General features: G+C 74.9%; 3 protein-coding genes. All 3 read left to right on the plus strand.

What is annotated here, in order from left to right; genetic code table 11:
* The first annotated feature begins 24 nt into the window (after positions 1 to 24).
* Positions 25 to 12,165: a type I polyketide synthase gene (locus ACFXAE_RS34655; RefSeq protein ID WP_384723165.1), complete on the plus strand. Its 12,141-nt coding sequence runs from the start codon at positions 25 to 27 to the stop codon at positions 12,163 to 12,165.
* Positions 12,166 to 12,200: 35 nt separating this feature from the next.
* A complete protein-coding gene (locus ACFXAE_RS34660; RefSeq protein ID WP_384723168.1) occupies positions 12,201 to 17,027 on the plus strand; it encodes a beta-ketoacyl synthase N-terminal-like domain-containing protein in 4,827 nt (1,608 codons plus the stop codon).
* A gap of 336 nt (positions 17,028 to 17,363) precedes the next feature.
* Positions 17,364 to 19,003: type I polyketide synthase (locus ACFXAE_RS34665; RefSeq protein ID WP_384723171.1), on the plus strand; the 1,640-nt coding region annotated here is incomplete at its 3' end.

Consider the following 19,003-nt stretch of genomic DNA (forward strand, 5'->3'; position numbering starts at 1 on the left):
CGGTTCATGAGCCGGGCCAGGCACGTGGGCAAGATCGTGCTGACGATGCCGCCGCGCTGGAACCCCGACGGCACCGTCCTCATCACCGGCGGCACCGGCGCGCTCGGCGGGCACCTCGCCCGGCACCTCGCGGCCTCCGGGATGCGGCACCTGCTGCTGGCCGGCCGGCGCGGCCCGGACGCACCCGGCGCCGCCGAACTCGCGGCCGAACTGCGGGAGCTGGGCGCCGAGGTGACCGTCGTGGCCTGCGACACCGCCGACCGCGACGCCACCGCCGCGCTCCTCGCCGCGGTCCCGGACGCGCACCCGCTGACCGCGGTCGTGCACACGGCGGGCGTCCTCGACGACGGTGTGGTGACGTCGCTGTCGGCGGAGCGGGTCTCGGAGGTGCTGCGGCCGAAGGTCGACGCCGCCTGGCACCTCCATGAGCTGACCCGGGACCTGGACCTGGCCGCCTTCGTCATGTTCTCCTCGGTGTCCGGTGTGATGGGCAGCGCCGGCCAGGGCAACTACGCGGCGGCCAACGTCTTCCTGGACGCCCTCGCCCAGCAGCGGACCGCCGCCGGCCTGCCCGCCCTCTCCCTGGCCTGGGGCGCCTGGGTCCAGGACGGCGGAATGACCGGCACCCTCTCCGACGCCGACGCCCGGAGGATGGCCGCCTCGGCCGCGCCGCCCCTCACCGTCGAACAGGGCCTCGCGCTCTGGGACGCCGCCACGGTCTCCGACGAGCCGTACCTCGTGCCCATCGGAGCCTCCGGCAGCACCCGGATGCCCGGTGAGGTGCCGCCGCTGCTGCGCAACCTGGTGCGCGGCACCCGGCGCGCTGCCGCCACCGCCGTCGGCGGTGCCCGGGTCGCCGCCGACCTCACCCGCCGGCTCCTGGAGACGCGGGAGGAGGAGCGCGTCCGCGTCCTGCTCGACCTGGTCCGCGGCGAGGCCGCCTCCGTGCTCGGCCACTCCTCGCCCAAGGCCGTCGAGGCCGACCGCGACTTCCACGACCTCGGCTTCGACTCGCTCACCGCCGTCGAACTGCGCAACCGCCTCACCACCGCCACCGGCCTGCGGCTCCCGGCCACCCTTGTCTTCGACTACCCGACGCCCACCGTGCTCGCCGAGCACCTGGTGGCCGCGCTGCTCGAGGAGGAGCGGGCCGCCGGCACGCCCGCGGCCACCGGCACCGTCCTGCCCGCGACGGCCGACGACCCGGTGGTCATCGTCGGCATGGCCTGCCGAATGCCCGGCGGCGTCAGCTCGCCCGAGGAACTGTGGCGGCTCGTCGTCGAGGGCCGCGAGGGCATCTCCGCCTTCCCGACCGACCGCGGCTGGGACCTGGACACCCTCATGCGCGGCGGACACGGCGGCCACGGCCGCAGCGCCACCTCCGAGGGCGGATTCCTCTACGACGTCGCCGACTTCGACGCCGGCTTCTTCGGGATCTCCCCGCGCGAGGCCCTCGCCATGGACCCGCAGCAGCGCTTGCTCCTCGAGACCTCCTGGGAGGCGTTCGAGCGCGCCGGCATCGACCCGGCGACCGTGCGCGGCAGCCGGACCGGTGTCTTCGTCGGCACCAGCGGCCAGGACTACACCACCCTCGTCATGAACTCCAGCGAGGACGCCGAGGGCCACGCCCCGACCGGCCTCGCCACCAGCGTCATCTCCGGCCGCCTCTCCTACACCTTCGGCCTGGAGGGCCCGGCGGTCACCATCGACACCGCCTGCTCCTCCTCCCTGGTGGCCCTGCACTGGGCGGCCCACGCCCTGCGCTCCGGCGAGTGCAGCCTCGCCCTCGCGGGCGGCGTCACCGTGATGTCGACCGCCATGGGCTACGCCGGGTTCACCCGGCAGGGCGGTCTCGCCCCCGACGGCCGTTGCAAGGCCTTCGCCGACGCCGCCAACGGCACCGGCTGGTCCGAGGGCGTCGGCATGCTCGTCGTCGAACGCCTCTCCGACGCCCGCCGCAACGGCCACCCGGTACTCGCCGTGCTGCGCGGCTCCGCCGTCAACCAGGACGGCGCCTCCAACGGCCTCACCGCGCCCAACGGCCCGTCCCAGCAGCGTGTGATCCGCCAGGCCCTGGCGAGCGCCGGGCTCTCGCCCGCCGACGTGGACGCCGTCGAGGCGCACGGCACGGGTACGACCCTCGGCGACCCCATTGAGGCGCAGGCCCTGCTCGCCACGTACGGCCAGGACCGGCCCGCCGACCGGCCGCTGCTGCTCGGCTCCATCAAGTCGAACATCGGTCACGCCCAGGCCGCCGCCGGTGTCGCCGGCGTCATCAAGACCGTCATGGCGCTCCGCCACGGCGTCCTGCCCAAGTCCCTGCACATCGACGCGCCGTCGACCCACGTGGACTGGACCGAGGGCGAGGTGCGGCTGCTCACCGAGACCGTCGACTGGCCGGAGACGGGGCGTCCGCGCCGTGCCGGTGTGTCGTCGTTCGGCATCAGCGGCACCAACGCGCACACCATCATCGAGCAGGCCCCGGAGACCGAGCCGTCCGCGCCGGCCGTGGAGCCCGGGCGCGTGCCCGAGGTCGTGCCGTGGCCGGTGTCGGCCAAGTCCGAGGAGGCCCTGGAAGGCCAACTGGAGCGGATCACCTCCCTCGACACCGCGTCCGCGCACGATGTCGGCTTCTCGCTGGCGTCGGGGCGGTCGGTGTTTGAGCACCGGGCGGTCCTCCTCACCGCGGCGGAGGGCGATCAGCCGGTGGAGGTGGCGCGCGGTCGTGCGGTGGAGCGGTCGCTCGCGGTGCTGTTCTCGGGCCAGGGTTCGCAGCGGGCCGGGATGGGGCGTGAACTGTACGCCCGGTTCCCGGTGTTCGCGCAGGCGCTGGACGCCGTACTGGACCGGCTCGATGCCGGGCTGGATCGTCCGCTGCGTGAGGTGCTGTTCGCGGAGGAGGGCACGCGGGAGGCGGACCTCCTCGACACGACCGGGTTCACGCAGCCCGCGTTGTTCGCGGTCGAGGTGGCGCTGTTCCGGCTGGTCGAAAGCTGGGGTGTGCGGCCGGAGTTCGTGGCCGGTCACTCCGTGGGCGAGATCGCGGCCGCGCACGTCGCCGGGGTCCTGTCCCTGGAGGACGCCTGCACGCTGGTCGCGGCCCGCGCCCGGCTGATGCGGGAACTCCCGGCAGGCGGCGCCATGATGGCGATCGAGGCCACCGAGGCGGAGATCACCCCGCGCCTCACGGACGGGACCGCCCTGGCCGCGGTCAACGGCCCCGAGTCCGTCGTCGTGTCCGGCGCCGAGGCCGAAGTCGCCGCACTGAGCGAGGAGTTCGCCGCGCAGGGCCGCAGGACGCAGCGTCTGTCGGTCAGTCACGCCTTCCACTCGCCGCTGATGGAGCCGATGCTCGACGCGTTCCGCGCGGTCGCGGAGGGGCTGACGTACGCCGCACCGCGCATCCCCGTCGTCTCCAACGTGACCGGCGGGATCGCCGACGCCGCCCTGCTGTGTTCGGCGGAGTACTGGGTGCGCCACGTCCGTGGCACGGTGCGTTTCGCCGACGGTGTGCGCGCGCTGGCCGGTGCTGGAGCGAACGCGTTCCTGGAGCTGGGCCCCGACGGCGTCCTGACCGGGATGGCCGCGCGGGTGCTGGACGGCGGCGGGGACGTCGTGGCGGTGCCGGTGCTGCGGGGGGACCGGTCCGAGGAGACGGCGCTGCTCACCGCGCTGGCCCGGCTCCACGTGTCCGGCGTACGCGTCGACTGGCGGCCGTGCTTCGACGGCACCGGTGCCCGCCGCACCGAGCTGCCGACCTACGCCTTCCAGCGGTCCCGCTACTGGCCCGACGCCCAGCGCTCCACGGCGGGCGCAACCGGGGCGGACCCCCTGGACAGGGCGTTCTGGACGGCCGTGGAGGGCGAGGACCTGACCACGCTCGCCGCCGATCTCGCGGTCGACACCGACGCGCTGGGCGCGGTCCTGCCCGCCCTGTCCACCTGGCGGCGCAGGCGGCGCGACCAGGCGATGGTCGACGGCATCAGGCACCACGAGGTGTGGAAGCCGCTGTCGCTGCCGTCCACCGCGCCCACCGCCACCGGCACCTGGCTGGCCGTCGTCCCCGAGGCACTCGCCGACGACGCGTGGGTGGCCGCCGTCCTGGCGGCCGTGGGCACCGGCGTCGTGCCGCTCACCGTCACCACCGACGACCACGACGACCGCGACGCGCTCGCCGGGCGGCTGCGCGGCCTGCTGTCCGAAGGCACCGCGCTCACCGGAGTGCTGTCCCTGCTCGCCCTCACGGACACCGCACAGACCCCCGCCGTCCCGACGGCGGTGCTGCTCCAGGCCCTGCTGGACGCCGAGATCACCGCGCCCCTGTGGTGCGTGACGCGCGGCGCCGTCGCCGTCGCCGGCACGGAGCGGCTCACCGCTCCCGGCCAGGCGGCGGTGTGGGGCCTCGGCCGGGTCGCGGCACTGGAACTCCCCGCGCGGTGGGGCGGGCTGATCGACCTGCCCACCGCCCTGGACGGCCGTACCGCGCGGCGGTTCGCCGCCGTTCTCGCCGGACACGACGGCGAGGACCAGGTGGCCGTGCGCGACTCGGCCGTCTTCGGCCGCCGGCTCGTGCCCGCCCCGGAGGCCGCACCCGACGCCGGCTGGGAGCCCAGCGGCACCGTCCTGGTCACCGGAGGCACCGGAGGCCGCGGCGCCCATGTGGCGCGTTGGCTCGCCGCCGCCGGAACCGCCCGCCTGGTGCTGGTCAGCCGGCGCGGCCCGGACGCGCCCGGCGCCGCCGAACTCGCCGCCGAACTGCGGGAGCTGGGCGCGGAGGTGACCGTCGCGGCCTGCGACGCCGCCGACCGCGACGCCCTCGCCGCCGTCCTCGCCGACATCCCCGAGGACACCCCGCTGACCGGTGTGGTGCACGCCGCCGGCATCGTCGACGACGGAGTGCTCGACGACCTCACGCCGGAGCGGTTCGCCGCGCTGCACCGTGCCCGCACCGCCCCCGCCGTCCACCTGGACGAACTGACCCGGGACCGGGACCTGACGGCGTTCGTGCTCTGCTCCTCGGTGGCCGGCACGGTCGGCACCGCGGGGCGCGCGGGCCTTGCCGCCGCCACCGCCGTCCTGGACGCGCTCGCCCGTCGCCGCCGGGGCGAGGGCCTGCCCGCGACCTCCATCGCCTGGGGCGCCTGGACCGACGCGGAACCGGGCGCGGACACCACGGTCACCGACGCGACGGGCGCCGCCACCACCGGCACCGGTGCCGCCGCCGCGCGTCCGGCCCGCACCGCCGGTCACCCGGCCGTGCACCCGGACCTCGCGCTCGCCGCCCTGCGGCAGGCCGTGACCCGGCCGGAGCCGACGCCCGTGGTCTTCGACCCGCGTCAGCCGCAGGTCCTCGACACCCTCATCGGCATCCGCGGCAACGCCCTGCTGCGCGATCTGCCGGACGCCCGGCAGGCACTGGCCGACGCGGCCGCCGCGCGGCAGCAGACCGAGACGGCCGCCTCCGGACTCGCCGCGCGGCTGCGACAACTGCCCGCCGCCGACCGCACCGCGGTCCTCGGCGACCTGGTCCGCACCCACGCCGCCGCCGTCCTCGGCCACCCGGGCCCGGAGGCCGTCGCCCCCGACCGCAACTTCCGCGACCTGGGCTTCGACTCGCTGACCGCGATCGAGCTGCCCAACCGGCTCGGCCTCGCCACCGGTCTGCGCCTGCCCGCCACCACGGTCTACGACTTCCCGACCGCGCAGGCCCTGGCCGAGCACCTGGTCGCCGAGCTCCTCGGCGAGCAGGACACCGACTCCGGTCCCGACCGGGTGAACGCCGCCGGACTGTCCGACGACCCGATCGTCATCGTCGGCATGGCCTGCCGCCTCCCCGGCGGCGTGCGCTCCCCCGAGGACCTGTGGCAGATGCTCAGCGAGGGCCGCGACGGCATCGAGGCCTTCCCCGAGGACCGGGGGTGGGACCTCGCCACCCTGGCGACCGGTGGCGCGGACGGCCGCGGCCGCAGTGCCACCCTCAGGGGCGGATTCGTCGAAGGCGCCGCCGAGTTCGACGCCGGCTTCTTCGGGATCTCCCCCCGCGAGGCCATCGCCATGGACCCGCAGCAGCGCCTGCTCCTCGAAACCACCTGGGAGGCGTTCGAGCGGGCCGGAATCGACGCCGACGGGCTGCGCGGCAGCCGCACCGGCGTGTTCGTCGGCACCAACGGCCAGGACTACTCCACCCTCGTCATGAACTCCCGCGAGGACCTGGAGGGCCACGCGGGCACCGGCCTGGCCGCCAGCGTCGTCTCCGGTCGGCTCGCCTACACCTTCGGCCTGGAGGGCCCGGCGGTCACGGTCGACACCGCCTGCTCCTCCTCCCTGGTCGCCCTGCACTGGGCGCTCCAGGCGCTGCGGGCCGGCGAGTGCGACCTCGCCGTCGCGGGCGGCGTCACCCTCATGAGCACCCCGTCCGGCTTCTCCGGCTTCACCCTGCAGAACGGCCTCGCCACCGACGGACACTGCAAGGCGTACGCGGACGCCGCCGACGGCACCGGCTGGTCCGAGGGCGTCGGCCTGATCGTCGTGGAGCGGCTCTCCGACGCCCGCCGCAACGGGCACGAGGTGCTCGCGGTGGTCCGCGGTTCGGCCATCAACCAGGACGGCGCCTCCAACGGTCTGACCGCCCCCAACGGGCCCTCGCAGCAGCGCGTCATCCGCCAGGCCCTGGCGAGCGCCGGGCTCACCCCCGCCGACATCGACGCCGTCGAGGGCCACGGCACCGGCACCCCGCTGGGCGACCCCATCGAGGCGCAGGCCCTGCTGGCCACCTACGGCCAGGGCCGCGCCCCGGAGCGCCCGCTGCTGCTCGGCTCCATCAAGTCGAACATCGGCCACACCCAGGCCGCCGCCGGCGTCGCCGGCATCATCAAGACCGTCATGGCGATGCGGCACGCCGTCCTGCCGAAGACCCTCCACGTCGACAAGCCCTCCACGCACGTCGACTGGGAGGCGGGCGCGGTGCGCCTGCTCACCGAGCCGTCCCCTTGGCCGGAGACCGGCAGGCCGTGGCGCGCGGGCATCTCGTCGTTCGGCATCAGCGGCACCAACGCCCACACCATCATCGAGCAGGCACCCGCGGCCGAGGCGGCGCTCGAGCCGGCCGGATCCGCGCCGACCCCCTCGGTCGTCCCGTGGCCCGTCTCCGCGAAGTCCGAGGAGGCCCTGGACGCCCAGGTGGCCCGCATCGCCGCCCTGACCGGCGCGTCCCCGCTGGACGTGGGCCACTCCCTGGCCACCGGCCGCGCACTGCTCGACCACCGTGCGGTCCTCCTCGCCGGCCCCGGCGGGGAACCCCTAGAGGTGGCGCGGGGCCGCGCCGCGTACCGCAGCACCGCCGTCCTGTTCTCCGGCCAGGGCTCCCAGCGGCCCGGCATGGGCCGCGAACTGTACGCCGCCTTCCCGGTGTTCGCCGAGGCCCTGGACGCCGTACTGGCCCGCCTGGACACCGGCGGCGAAGTCCCCCTGCGCACCGCCCTGTTCGCCGAGGAGGGCACGCCTGAAGCGGAACTCCTCGACACCACCGGCTACACCCAGCCCGCGCTGTTCGCCGTCGAGGTCGCCCTGTACCGGCTCGTCGAGTCCTGGGGTGTGCGGCCCGACTACGTGGCCGGCCACTCCGTCGGCGAGATCACGGCCGCGCACGTGGCCGGGGTGCTGTCCCTGGAGGACGCCTGCGCGCTGGTCGCGGCGCGCGCCCGGCTGATGCAGGAACTCCCGGCGGGCGGCGCCATGATCGCCGTACAGGCCACCGAGGAGGAGATCACCCCCAGGCTGACCGACGGCGTGGCGCTCGCCGCCGTCAACGGACCCGACTCCGTCGTCGTCGCCGGCACCGAGGAGGACGTCTTCACCCTCGCCGCCCTGTTCACGGCGGACGGCCGCAGGACGCAGCGGCTCTCCGTCAGCCACGCCTTCCACTCGCCGCTGATGGACCCGATGCTCGACGCCTTCCGCGAGGTCGCGGAAGGGCTGACGTACGCCGAACCGCGCATCCCCGTCGTGTCCAACATGACCGGTGAGATCGCCGGCCCCGACCTGCTGCGCTCGGCCGACTACTGGGTGCGCCACGTCCGCAGCACCGTCCGCTACGCCGACGGCGTGCGCGCCCTGGCCGACGCCGGAGTGACCGCGTTCCTCGAGGCCGGACCCGGCGGTGTCCTCACCGCGCTGACCCAGCGCTGCCTGGACACCGACCTCGACGCCGTGACCGTGCCCGCGCTGCGCGCGGACCGTGACGAGGAGACCGCGCTGCTCACCGGGCTCGCCAGGCTCCACACGGCCGGTGTCCGCGTCGACTGGGCGGCCTGGTTCCGGGACACCGGGGCACGCCGCACCGAACTGCCGACCTACCCCTTCCAGCGGGAGCGGTTCTGGCCCCGCCCGGCCGCCCTGACCGGCGACGTCAGCTCCGCCGGCCTGGTCTCCGCCGACCACCCGCTGCTCGGCGCCGCCGTACCGCTGGCCGACTCCGAGGGCGCGCTGTTCACCAGCCAGATCTCGATGCAGGTCCACCCCTGGCTGCTCGACCACAAGGTCGGCGGCACGGTCATCCTGCCCGGCACCGGCTACCTGGAGATGGCCGTCCGCGCCGCCGACCAGGTCGGCTGCGGCCGGGTCCAGGAACTCGTCCTGTCCACCCCGATGGTGCTGAACGACAAGGTGCCCACCGCCCTGCAAGTGGTCCTCGGCGCCCCGGACGAGGAGGGGACCCGCACCATCGCGTTCTATTCCCGCCCGTCCGACGTCACCGACGGCCCCTGGACCCGGCACGCCACCGGCTCCCTCGCCGCCGCGGAGCACACCGCCCCGTTCGACGTCCCCGTCTGGCCGCCGGCGGACGCCCGGCCGATGCCGGTCGACGGCACCTACGAGCGCACCGAGTACGGCCCCTGCTTCCAGGGGATGCGCAAGGTGTGGATCCGCGGACAGGAGGCCTTCGTCGAGGTCGCCCTGCCCGAGGAGATCGCCGGGGACGCCCAGTACTTCGGCATCCACCCGGCCCTGCTCGACGCGGTCCAGCACGCCAACGGCTACCTCGGCGTCGGCAGCGAGGACAACCCGCTGCTGCCGTACATCTGGAACGGCGTCTCGCTGCACGCGGGCGGCGCCACCACCCTGCGGGTCCGCATCACCAGGCTCGGCGACGAGTCGGTCACGCTCACGGCGGTCGACGCCGAGGGCGCGCCCGTGCTGTCCGCCGAGGCGCTGGTGCTGCGCGCCCCGAGCGTGCCGCGCGCCCCGGTGGCCACCGGCGGCCAGGAACCGGTGTTCCGCCTCGACTGGGTCACCGCCCCCGAGGTCAAGCCCACCGAGGGGCTGCGGGCCGTCACCCTGGGCGCCGACGTCTTCGGCACCGGCACCGCACTGCCGTCCCTCGGAGACCTCACCGACCCGGCCGACGCCCCCGACTACGTGCTCGTCCCGCTCCAGGGGGAGTACACCGCCCCGGACGGGACGGACGCGGGCGGCGACCCGGTCGCCCCCGGCACGGACGTGCCCGGCGCCGTCCACGCGCTGACGACGCGCACCCTGGAACTCGTCCGCCAGTGGCTGGACCACGACCGGTTCGACCGCACCCGACTGGTCTTCGTCACCCGTGACGCGGTGGCCGCCGCCGACGGCGAGACCGTACGGGACCTCGCCGCGGGTGCCGCCTGGGGTCTGGTGCGCTCGGCCCAGTCCGAGAACCCCGACCGGTTCGTCCTCATCGACCTCGACGGACAGGACGACGTCCAGGCCCTGCTGCCGGACCTGCCTGCACTGCTCGCCACCGGCGACGCCCAGTTCGCCGTGCGCGAGGGCACCGTCCGCGTCGGCCGGCTCGACCGCCTCGCCACCGGCGCCGGACTGCTCCCGCCCGTCGACGTGCCGTGGCGGCTCGACACCACCGGCAAGGGCACCCTGGACAACCTCGTCCTCGCCCCGTGCCCGGAGGTGCTGCGGCCGCTCGACGACCACGAGGTCAGGCTCGACGTCGAGGCGACCGGTCTGAACTTCCGCGACGTGCTCAACGCGCTCGGCATGTACCCCGGCGAGTCCGGCCCGATGGGCACCGAGGCCGCCGGTGTGGTCACGGCCGTCGGCGCCGCGGTCACCGGACTGCGGCCCGGCGACCGGGTGTTCGGCACCGTACCCGGCGGGTTCGGACCGGTCGTCGTCGCCGACGAGCACTACCTGGCCCACGTCCCCGACGCCTGGACCCAGCAGGAGGCGGCCTCCGTGCCGCTGGTGTTCCTCACCGCCCTGTACGCCTTCCGTGACCTGGCGGGTCTGCGGGCGGGGGAGTCGGTCCTGGTGCACGCCGGTGCGGGCGGTGTGGGCATGGCGGCGGTGCAGCTGGCCCGGCACCTCGGTGCCGAGGTGTTCGCGACCGCGAGTGAGGGCAAGTGGGACACGCTGCGGGGTCTGGGGCTGGACGACGATCACATCGCGTCGTCGCGTGATCTGGGCTTCGAGGAGAAGTTCCGGGCGGTGTCCGGTGGCCGGGGCGTGGACGTCGTACTGAACGCGCTCGCGGGCGAGTTCGTGGACGCCTCGCTGCGGCTGACCGCCGACGGCGGCCGGTTCCTGGAGATGGGCAAGACCGACATCCGCGACCCGCGGGCGATCGACCGCGTGACCTACCGGGCCTTCGACCTCGGCGAAGCCGGACCCGCCCGCAACCGCGAACTCCTCGACGAACTCCTCGACCTGTTCGCCGAGGGCGCCCTGCGGCCCCTGCCGCTCAAGGTGTGGGACGTGCGGCGGGCACGCGAGGCGTTCCGGTTCATGAGCCAGGCCAGGCACGTCGGCAAGATCGTGCTGACGATGCCGCCGCGCTGGAACCCCGACGGCACCGTCCTCATCACCGGCGGCACCGGCGCGCTCGGCGGGCACCTCGCCCGCCGCCTCGCGGCCTCCGGGATGCGGCACCTGCTGCTGGCCGGCCGGCGCGGCCCGGACGCACCCGGCGCCGCCGAACTCGCCGCCGAACTGCGGGAGCTGGGCGCCGAGGTGACCGTCGCGGCCTGCGACACCGCCGACCGCGACGCCACCGCCGCGCTCCTCGCTGCGGTCCCGGACGCGCACCCGCTGACCGCGGTCGTGCACACGGCGGGCGTCCTCGACGACGGCGTCGTCGCCTCGCTCACCCCGGAACGGCTCGCCGCCGTCCTGCGGCCCAAGGTCGACGCCGCCTGGCACCTGCACGAACTCACCCGCGACCTGGACCTGGCGGCGTTCCTGCCGTTCTCGTCCATCGCCGGTGTCATGGGCAGCCCCGGCCAGGGCAACTACGCCGCGGCCAACTCCTTCCTCGACGCCCTGACCGCGCACCGCCGCTCCCTGGGCCTGGCCGGCACCTCACTCGCCTGGGGCCCCTGGTCCCACGACGGCGGTATGACCAGCACCCTGTCCGACACCGACATGCGCCGCATGCAGTCCGGCGGCCTGCCGCCGCTCTCCGTCGACCAGGGCTTCGGCCTCTTCGACATCGCACGCGGCTCCGACGAGTCGTTCCTGGTCCTGGTCGGCCTCGCTCCCGGCGCCATGCGCGGTGCCGCCCCCGAGGACCTGCCGCCGCTCTTCCGCGGCATGGTCAGGAGCAGCCGCCGCACCGCCGCCGCCACCGACGCGGCCGGAGCGGCCGCCGCCCTCGGCGCCAAGCTCGGCGAACTCCGCGCCGACGAACGCGTCCGGTACGTCACCGAGCTGGTCCGTGAGCAGGCCGCCCGCACCCTCGGTCACGCGACACCGAAGGCCGTCGACGTCACCCAGGAGTTCCGGGAGCTCGGCTTCGACTCGCTGACCGCCCTGGAACTGCGCAACCACCTCTCCACGGCGACCGGGCTGCGCCTCCCGGCCACCCTGGTCTTCGACTACCCGACCCCCACGGCACTCGCCGAACACTTCGTCTCCGAACTGGCCCCCGGCGACGAGAGCCCCCAGGGCCCCTCGCTGCTCGCCGAACTCGACCGCCTGGAAACGCTCCTCGCGGCCGGCGAGCACGACGAGATCACCCGCGCGGGACTCGCCCTCCGGCTCGGCCAGATGCTGGACAAGGTGCGCGGCAGCGCGCCGGAGTCGACCGGCACCCCCGTGGACGACGCCTTCGAATCGGCCAGCGCCGACGAGGTGTTCGCCTTCATCGACAACGAACTCGGCCGCATGGGCGACCACTGAGACGAGCCGATTCACCACAGGAAGGTTTTCCCGTCATGCCCGATGACAAAAAGCTCGTCGACTACCTCAAGTGGGTCACGGCCGACCTGCACAAGACCCGTCGGCGGCTGGAGGAGGCCGAGGCGAGCCGGCACGAACCGATCGCCATCGTGGGCATGGCCTGCCGGCTGCCCGGCGAGGTCGCCTCCCCGGAGGACTTCTGGCGGCTGCTGGACGAGGGCCGCGACGGCATCGCCCCGTTCCCCACCGACCGGGGCTGGGACCTCGACGCCCTGGGCGGCGAAGGGGCCGGCAGCAGCGCCGCCGCCGAGGGCGGCTTCGTCGACGCCGCCGCCTTCGACGCCGGTTTCTTCGGCATCTCGCCCCGCGAGGCCGTCGCCATGGACCCGCAACAGCGGCTTCTGCTGGAGACCACCTGGGAAGCGGTGGAACGCGCCGGTCTCGACCCGGTGTCCCTGCGCGGCTCCCGCACCGGCGTGTTCGTCGGCACCGCCGGCGTCGACTACGTCGGCGTCGTGATGAACTCCCGCGAGGACGCGGAGGGCCACGCCACCACCGGCCTCACCGCCAGCGTCGTCTCCGGCCGCGTCGCCTACGCCTTCGACCTGGCCGGGCCGGCGGTCACCGTGGACACCGCCTGCTCCTCCTCCCTGGTCGCCGTCCACCTGGCCGCCCAGTCCCTGCGCCAGGGCGAGTGCGGCCTCGCCCTCGCGGGCGGCGTCACCGTCATGTCCACCCCCATGGGCTTCTCCGGCTTCACCCGCCAGGGCGGCATCTCCACCAGCGGCCGCTGCAAGGCGTTCGCCGACTCCGCCGACGGCACCGGCTGGTCCGAGGGCGCCGGCGTCCTCGTCCTGGAGCGGCTCTCCGACGCCCGCCGCAACGGGCACCAGGTCCTCGCCGTCGTCCGCGGCTCCGCGGTCAACCAGGACGGCGCCTCCAACGGTCTGACCGCCCCCAACGGGCCCTCGCAGCAGCGCGTCATCCGCCAGGCCCTGGCCGGCGCCGGACTGTCACCCGCCGACGTGGACGCCGTCGAGGCGCACGGCACCGGCACCCCCCTCGGCGACCCGATCGAGGCGCAGGCACTGCTGGCCACCTACGGTCAGGACCGCCCGGACGACCGGCCGCTGCTGCTCGGCTCGGTGAAGTCCAACATCGGCCACTCCCAGGCCGCCGCCGGTGTCGCCGGCGTCATCAAGACCGTCCTGGCCATCCGCCACGGAGTCCTGCCCAAGACCCTCCACGTCGACGCGCCGTCCACCCACGTCGACTGGACCGCGGGCAACGTCCGCCTCCTCACCGAACGCACCCCCTGGCCGGAGACCGGCCGGCCGCGCCGCGCCGCCGTGTCCTCCTTCGGCATCAGCGGCACCAACGCCCACCTGGTCGTCGAACAGGCCCCCGAGCCGGAGGAGCCGGAGCAGCCCGCCGCGCCGACGGCCCGCCCGACGGTCGTGCCGTGGCCGGTCGCCGGCAAGACGAAGGGCGCCCTGGAGGCACAGCTCGCGAACGTGTCGGCCCTGACCGACGCCACCACACTGGACGTGGGCTTCTCCCTGGCGTCGGGACGGTCGGTGTTCGAGCACCGGGCGGTCCTCCTCGCGGGCGCCGGGGGCGAGCGGCCCGTGGAGGTCGCGCGCAGTCGCGCGGCACAGCGCTCGCTCGCCGTGCTGTTCCCGGGGCAGGGCTCGCAGCGGGCCGGCATGGGCCGCGAACTGTACGCCGCCTTCCCCGTCTTCGCCGAGGCCCTGGACGCCGTACTGGAGCGGCTGGACGCGGAGTCGGACCACCCGCTGCGCGAGGTGCTGTTCGCCGAGGAGGGCACGCCCGAGGCGGAACTGCTCCACACCACCGGCTGCACCCAGCCCGCGCTGTTCGCCGTCGAGGTGGCGCTGTACCGGCTGGTCGAGTCGTGGGGTGTGCGGCCCGACTACGTGGCCGGGCACTCCGTGGGCGAGATCGCGGCCGCGCACGTGGCCGGGGTGCTGTCCCTGGAGGACGCCTGCACGCTGGTCGCGGCCCGCGCCCGGCTGATGCGGGAACTCCCGTCCGGTGGCGCCATGATGGCCGTGCAGGCCACCGAGGAGGAGATCACCCCCCACCTGACCGAGGACATCGCCCTGGCGGCGGTGAACGGCCCGGAGGCGGTGGTGATCGCCGGCGCCGAGTCCGAAGTCGTCTCCCTGGCCGAGGAGTTCGCCGCGCAGGGCCGCAAGACACAACGTCTTTCGGTGAGTCACGCCTTCCACTCGCCGCTGATGGAGCCGATGCTCGACACCTTCCGCGAGGTCGCGCAGGGGCTGACGTACGCCGCACCGCGCATCCCCGTCGTGTCCAACGTGACCGGCGAGGTCGCCGGCCCGGAGCTGCTGTGCTCGGCGGAGTACTGGGTGCGCCACGTCCGCAGCACCGTGCGCTTCGCCGACGGCGTGCGCGCCCTGGCCGACGGGGGAGCGGACGCCTTCCTGGAACTGGGACCCGGCGCCGTCCTCACCGCCCTGACCCGGCAGACCCTCGGGGACGGAGCGGACGTCGTGGCGGCGCCCGCCCTGCGCGCCCGGCGCGACGAACAGACCGCACTGCTCACCGGGCTGGCCGAACTGCACGTCGCGGGCGTCCGCGTCGACTGGTCCGCCTTCTTCGAGGGAACCGGCGCCCGCCGCACCGACGTCCCCACCTACGCCTGGCAGCACCGCGCCTACTGGCCGCGGCCCCTCGCCTTCGCCGGGGACGTGGCCGGCGCCGGGCTCACTCCCGCGGAGCACCCGCTGCTCGGCGCGGCGGTGTCCCTGGCCGGCTCCAGCGGCGTGCTGCTCACCGGACGGGTGTCCCTGCGCACCCACCCCTGGCTCACCGACCACACCATGGGCGGCATGGTCCTCTTCCCGGCGACCGGCTTCCTCGAGCTGGCCGTGCGCGCCGGCGACCAGGTGGGCTGCGGCCGGGTGCAGGAACTCACCCTCACCACACCGCTGGTGCTCCAGGCCGGGAGCGCCGTCGCCGTCCAGGTGCGGGTCGGAGCCCCCGACGAGTCCGGCGGCCGGGAACTCGGCGTCCACTCCCGGCCCGCCGACGCCCCCGACGAGCCGTGGACCCAGCACGCCACCGGCGTCCTCGTCCCCGACGAGCGGCGGATCGAGTTCGACGCCGCCCAGTGGCCGCCGCCGGGCGCCGAACCCCTCGACCTGACCGGCTTCTACGAGCGCACCGAGTACGGACCCCTCTTCCAGGGCCTGCGCGCCGCCTGGGCCCGGGGCGAGGAGGTCTTCGCCGAACTGGAACTGCCCGGCCGCGCGGACGACGCCGAACTCTTCGCCCTGCACCCGGCCCTGCTCACCGCCGCACTGCACGCCGTGGAGTTCGTGGAACTGAAGGACGCCGACCAGGGCCTGCTGCCGTTCTCCTGGTCCGGGGTCTCCCTGCACGCCTCCGGCGCCGCCCGGCTGCGGGTGCGCCTGGCCAAGGGCGGGGAGGACACCGTGTCCATCGCGGCCGTCGACCCCGCCGGCCGGCCCGTCCTGTCCGTCGAGGCGCTGGCCCTGCGCCCCTCGTCCGCCGCCCGGCTGCTCGGACCGGGCACCGCCGGCCGGCCCGCCGCACCGGCCGCGCGCACGACCCGCCCGGCCGCGACCGTCTCCACCGTCCCGGTCCGCGCCGCCGACACGGCCTCCTTCCGCGACCGCCTGACCACCCTCGGCGCCGCCGAACAGGAACAGGCCCTGCACGACCTGGTCGTCACCTGCGCCGCGGAACTACTCGGTCACCCCGACACCTCCGAGGTCGACCCCGAACGCGACTTCCTGGAGCTCGGCTTCGACTCCCTCATCGGCATCGAACTGCGCCGCAGGCTCAGCGAGGCCACCGGCCTGCAACTGCCCGCGAGCATCGTCTACGACAGCGGCTCCCCGAACGGCCTCACCTCCTGGCTGCTCACCGAACTGGGCGCCCAGGGCGGCGGTTCCGTCCCCCGCGGCGGCGGCGTGCCCGGCGGCCCGGTCGAGAACGACTCGATGGAGCGGCTGTTCCTCGACGGCATCGCCCAGGGCAAGACCCGGGAGGCGCAGCGCATGCTGGCCACCGTCGCCGCGCTGCGGCCCACCTTCGAGGCGACCGCCGAACTGGAGGACCTGCCCTGGCCGGTGACGCTCGCCGAGGGCCCGGCCGCCTCGCGGCTGATCTGCGTCAGCGCGCCCACCGCCAACGGCGGCGTCCACCAGTACGCCCAGCTCTCCGCGCACTTCCGGGGCAGCCGCGACGTGGCCGCACTGCCACTGGTCGGGTTCGCCACCGGTGAGGCCCTGCCCGCCGGGCCCGAGGCCGCCGCCCGGGTGATCGCCGAGAGCGCCCTGCAGGCCGCCGACGGCCGGCCCTTCGTCCTCGCCGGCCACTCCTCGGGCGGTTCCCTCGCCTACGCCGCCGCCGGCGTGCTGGAGAGCACCTGGGGCATCCGCCCCGCCGCCGTCGTCCTGCTCGACACCCTGAGCATCCAGCACAAGAACGACGAGGGCGTGGACTTCTCGGGCATGATGCGGTTCAACTTCACCGCCGTCGACGACTCTCCCGTACGGCTCACCAACTCCCGGTTGTCCGCGATGGGCCGCTGGATGGTGCTGCTCAACGCCCTCGACGTGCATCCCACCACCGCCCCCGTACTCGAGATCAAGTGCACCCGCGCCCTCATCGAGGGCGTCCCCGCACCGGACGCGGACGCCCTGCACGAACCGCTGGTGCCGTCGGCGACGGTACGGCCGGTCGACGCCGACCACCTCTCCGTGATCCGTGAGGACTCCGCCGAGGCCGCGGCCCTCATCGAGGAGTGGCTGACCGATCTGGAGGCGCCGGCGTCCGCCGCCCGGTGAACGATTCGAACGGCGGTCCGGAGACGACCGATCGAGCGGCGACCCGATAACCGATCCGACACCAGGGAATTCACCAGTTCTCCTCCCCGGGCCGGGCGCGCGTGGTACCCACCACCGCGCCCGGCCCCCGTCTTTCCCCCGAGGCTCTAGGGAAACCCGCAGTCCCGGACGGCCAGACTGACCAACGGACCGGGTCGGCCTGCGACCCGGACCGGAAGACCACCGGTGGCGAACCCCCCGTGCGCCGCCGGTGGTCTTCCGACAGGGTCGGGGCGTGGAATCCGGGAATCGCCGCTCTCCGCGTTCTCCGGAATCCGAGTGAGAGGTGGGCACCTGATGTCGAACGAGGACAAGCTCCGCGCGTACCTCAAGCGGGCGATCGCCGACCTCCAGGAGGCCCGGCAGCAGCTCGGCGAGGCCGAGAACCGCGACCGCGAGCCCGTCGCCGTCGTCGCGATGGCCTGCCGCTACCCCGGCGGCGCCCGCTCACCCGAGGAACTGTGGGAGCTGGCCCGCGACGGCGTGGACGCGATCTCCGCGTTCCCCGCCAACCGCGGCTGGGACCTCGACCGGCTGTTCCACCCCGACCCCGCCCACCACGGCACCACCTACACCCGCGAGGGCGGCTTCCTGCACGAGGCCGGCGAGTTCGATCCGGCGTTCTTCGGGATCTCCCCGCGCGAGGCCCTCGCCATGGACCCGCAGCAGCGCCTGCTCCTCGAGACCTCCTGGGAGGCGCTGGAACGCGCCGGGATCCTTCCGGACTCCCTCACCGGCAGCCCCACCGGCGTCTTCGTCGGTACCGGGCACGGCGACTACGACAGCGCCGCGCGCGGCCGCCAGGAGGAGGTCGCCGGACACCTCCTGACCGGCAACACGGTCGCCGTCGCCTCCGGCCGCCTGTCCTACACGTACGGCTTCGAGGGCCCCGCCGTCACCGTCGACACCGCCTGCTCCTCCTCCCTGGTCGCCCTGCACCTGGCCGTGCGTTCCCTGCGCCAGGGGGAGTGCTCCCTCGCCCTGGCGGGCGGCGCCACCGTCATGTCGACGCCGAAGATGTTCACCGAGTTCGCCCGCCAGCGCGGCCTGGCCGCCGACGGCCGCTGCAAGGCGTTCGCCGCCGCCGCCGACGGCACCGCCTGGTCCGAGGGCGTCGGCATGGTCCTGCTGGAGCGGCTCTCCGACGCGCGCCGCAACGGCCACCAGGTCCTCGCCGTCATCCGCGGCTCCGCCGTCAACCAGGACGGCGCCTCCAACGGCCTCACCGCGCCCAACGGGCCCTCGCAGCAGCGCCTGATCCGCCAGGCCCTCGTCGACGCCGGACTCTCCGCCGCCGAGGTCGACGTCGTCGAGGCGCACGGCACCGGCACCACTCTGGGCGACCCGATCGAGGCGCAGGCGCTGCTGGCAACCTACGGTCAGGACCGCCCGGCCGGCCGGCCGCTGCTGCTCGGCTCGCTGAAGTCGAACATCGGCCACACCCAGGCCGCCTCCGGTGTCGGCGGCGTCATCAAGATGGTGCAGGCCATGCGGCACGGCACGCTGCCCAAGAGCCTCCACATCGACGCGCCCACCCCGCACGCCGACTGGGCCGACGGCGCCGTCGACCTGCTCACCGAGCACACCGACTGGCCGGAGACCGGCCGGCCCCGCCGCGCCGCCGTCTCCTCCTTCGGCGTCAGCGGCACCAACGCCCACCTGGTGCTGGAGCAGGCCCCGGAGCCCGAGCCGGCCGACGAGGTCGACGCCGAGCCGGTCCAGGCTCCGGTGTGGCTGCCGTGGGTGGTGTCGGCGAAGTCGCGTGAGGCGGTGCGGGAGCAGGCGGCACGGCTGGCGGCGTCGGTGCGCGACAGCGGCGCGGGTGCGCTGGACGTGGCGCACTCGCTGGTGTCGACGCGTGTCGCGATGGAGCACCGTTCGGTCGTCGTCGGCAGCGGCCTCGACGGCCTGCTCGCCGGACTCGACGCGCTCGCCGC

This window comes from Streptomyces sp. NPDC059454 (genome assembly GCF_042749965.1).
Taxonomy (GTDB): domain Bacteria; phylum Actinomycetota; class Actinomycetes; order Streptomycetales; family Streptomycetaceae; genus Streptomyces.

Excerpts from the sequence above, each read along its gene's own strand:
- ACFXAE_RS34660 (WP_384723168.1), top strand. The coding sequence starts at position 12,201 with ATGCCCGATGACAAAAAGCTCGTCGACTACCTCAAGTGGGTCACGGCC.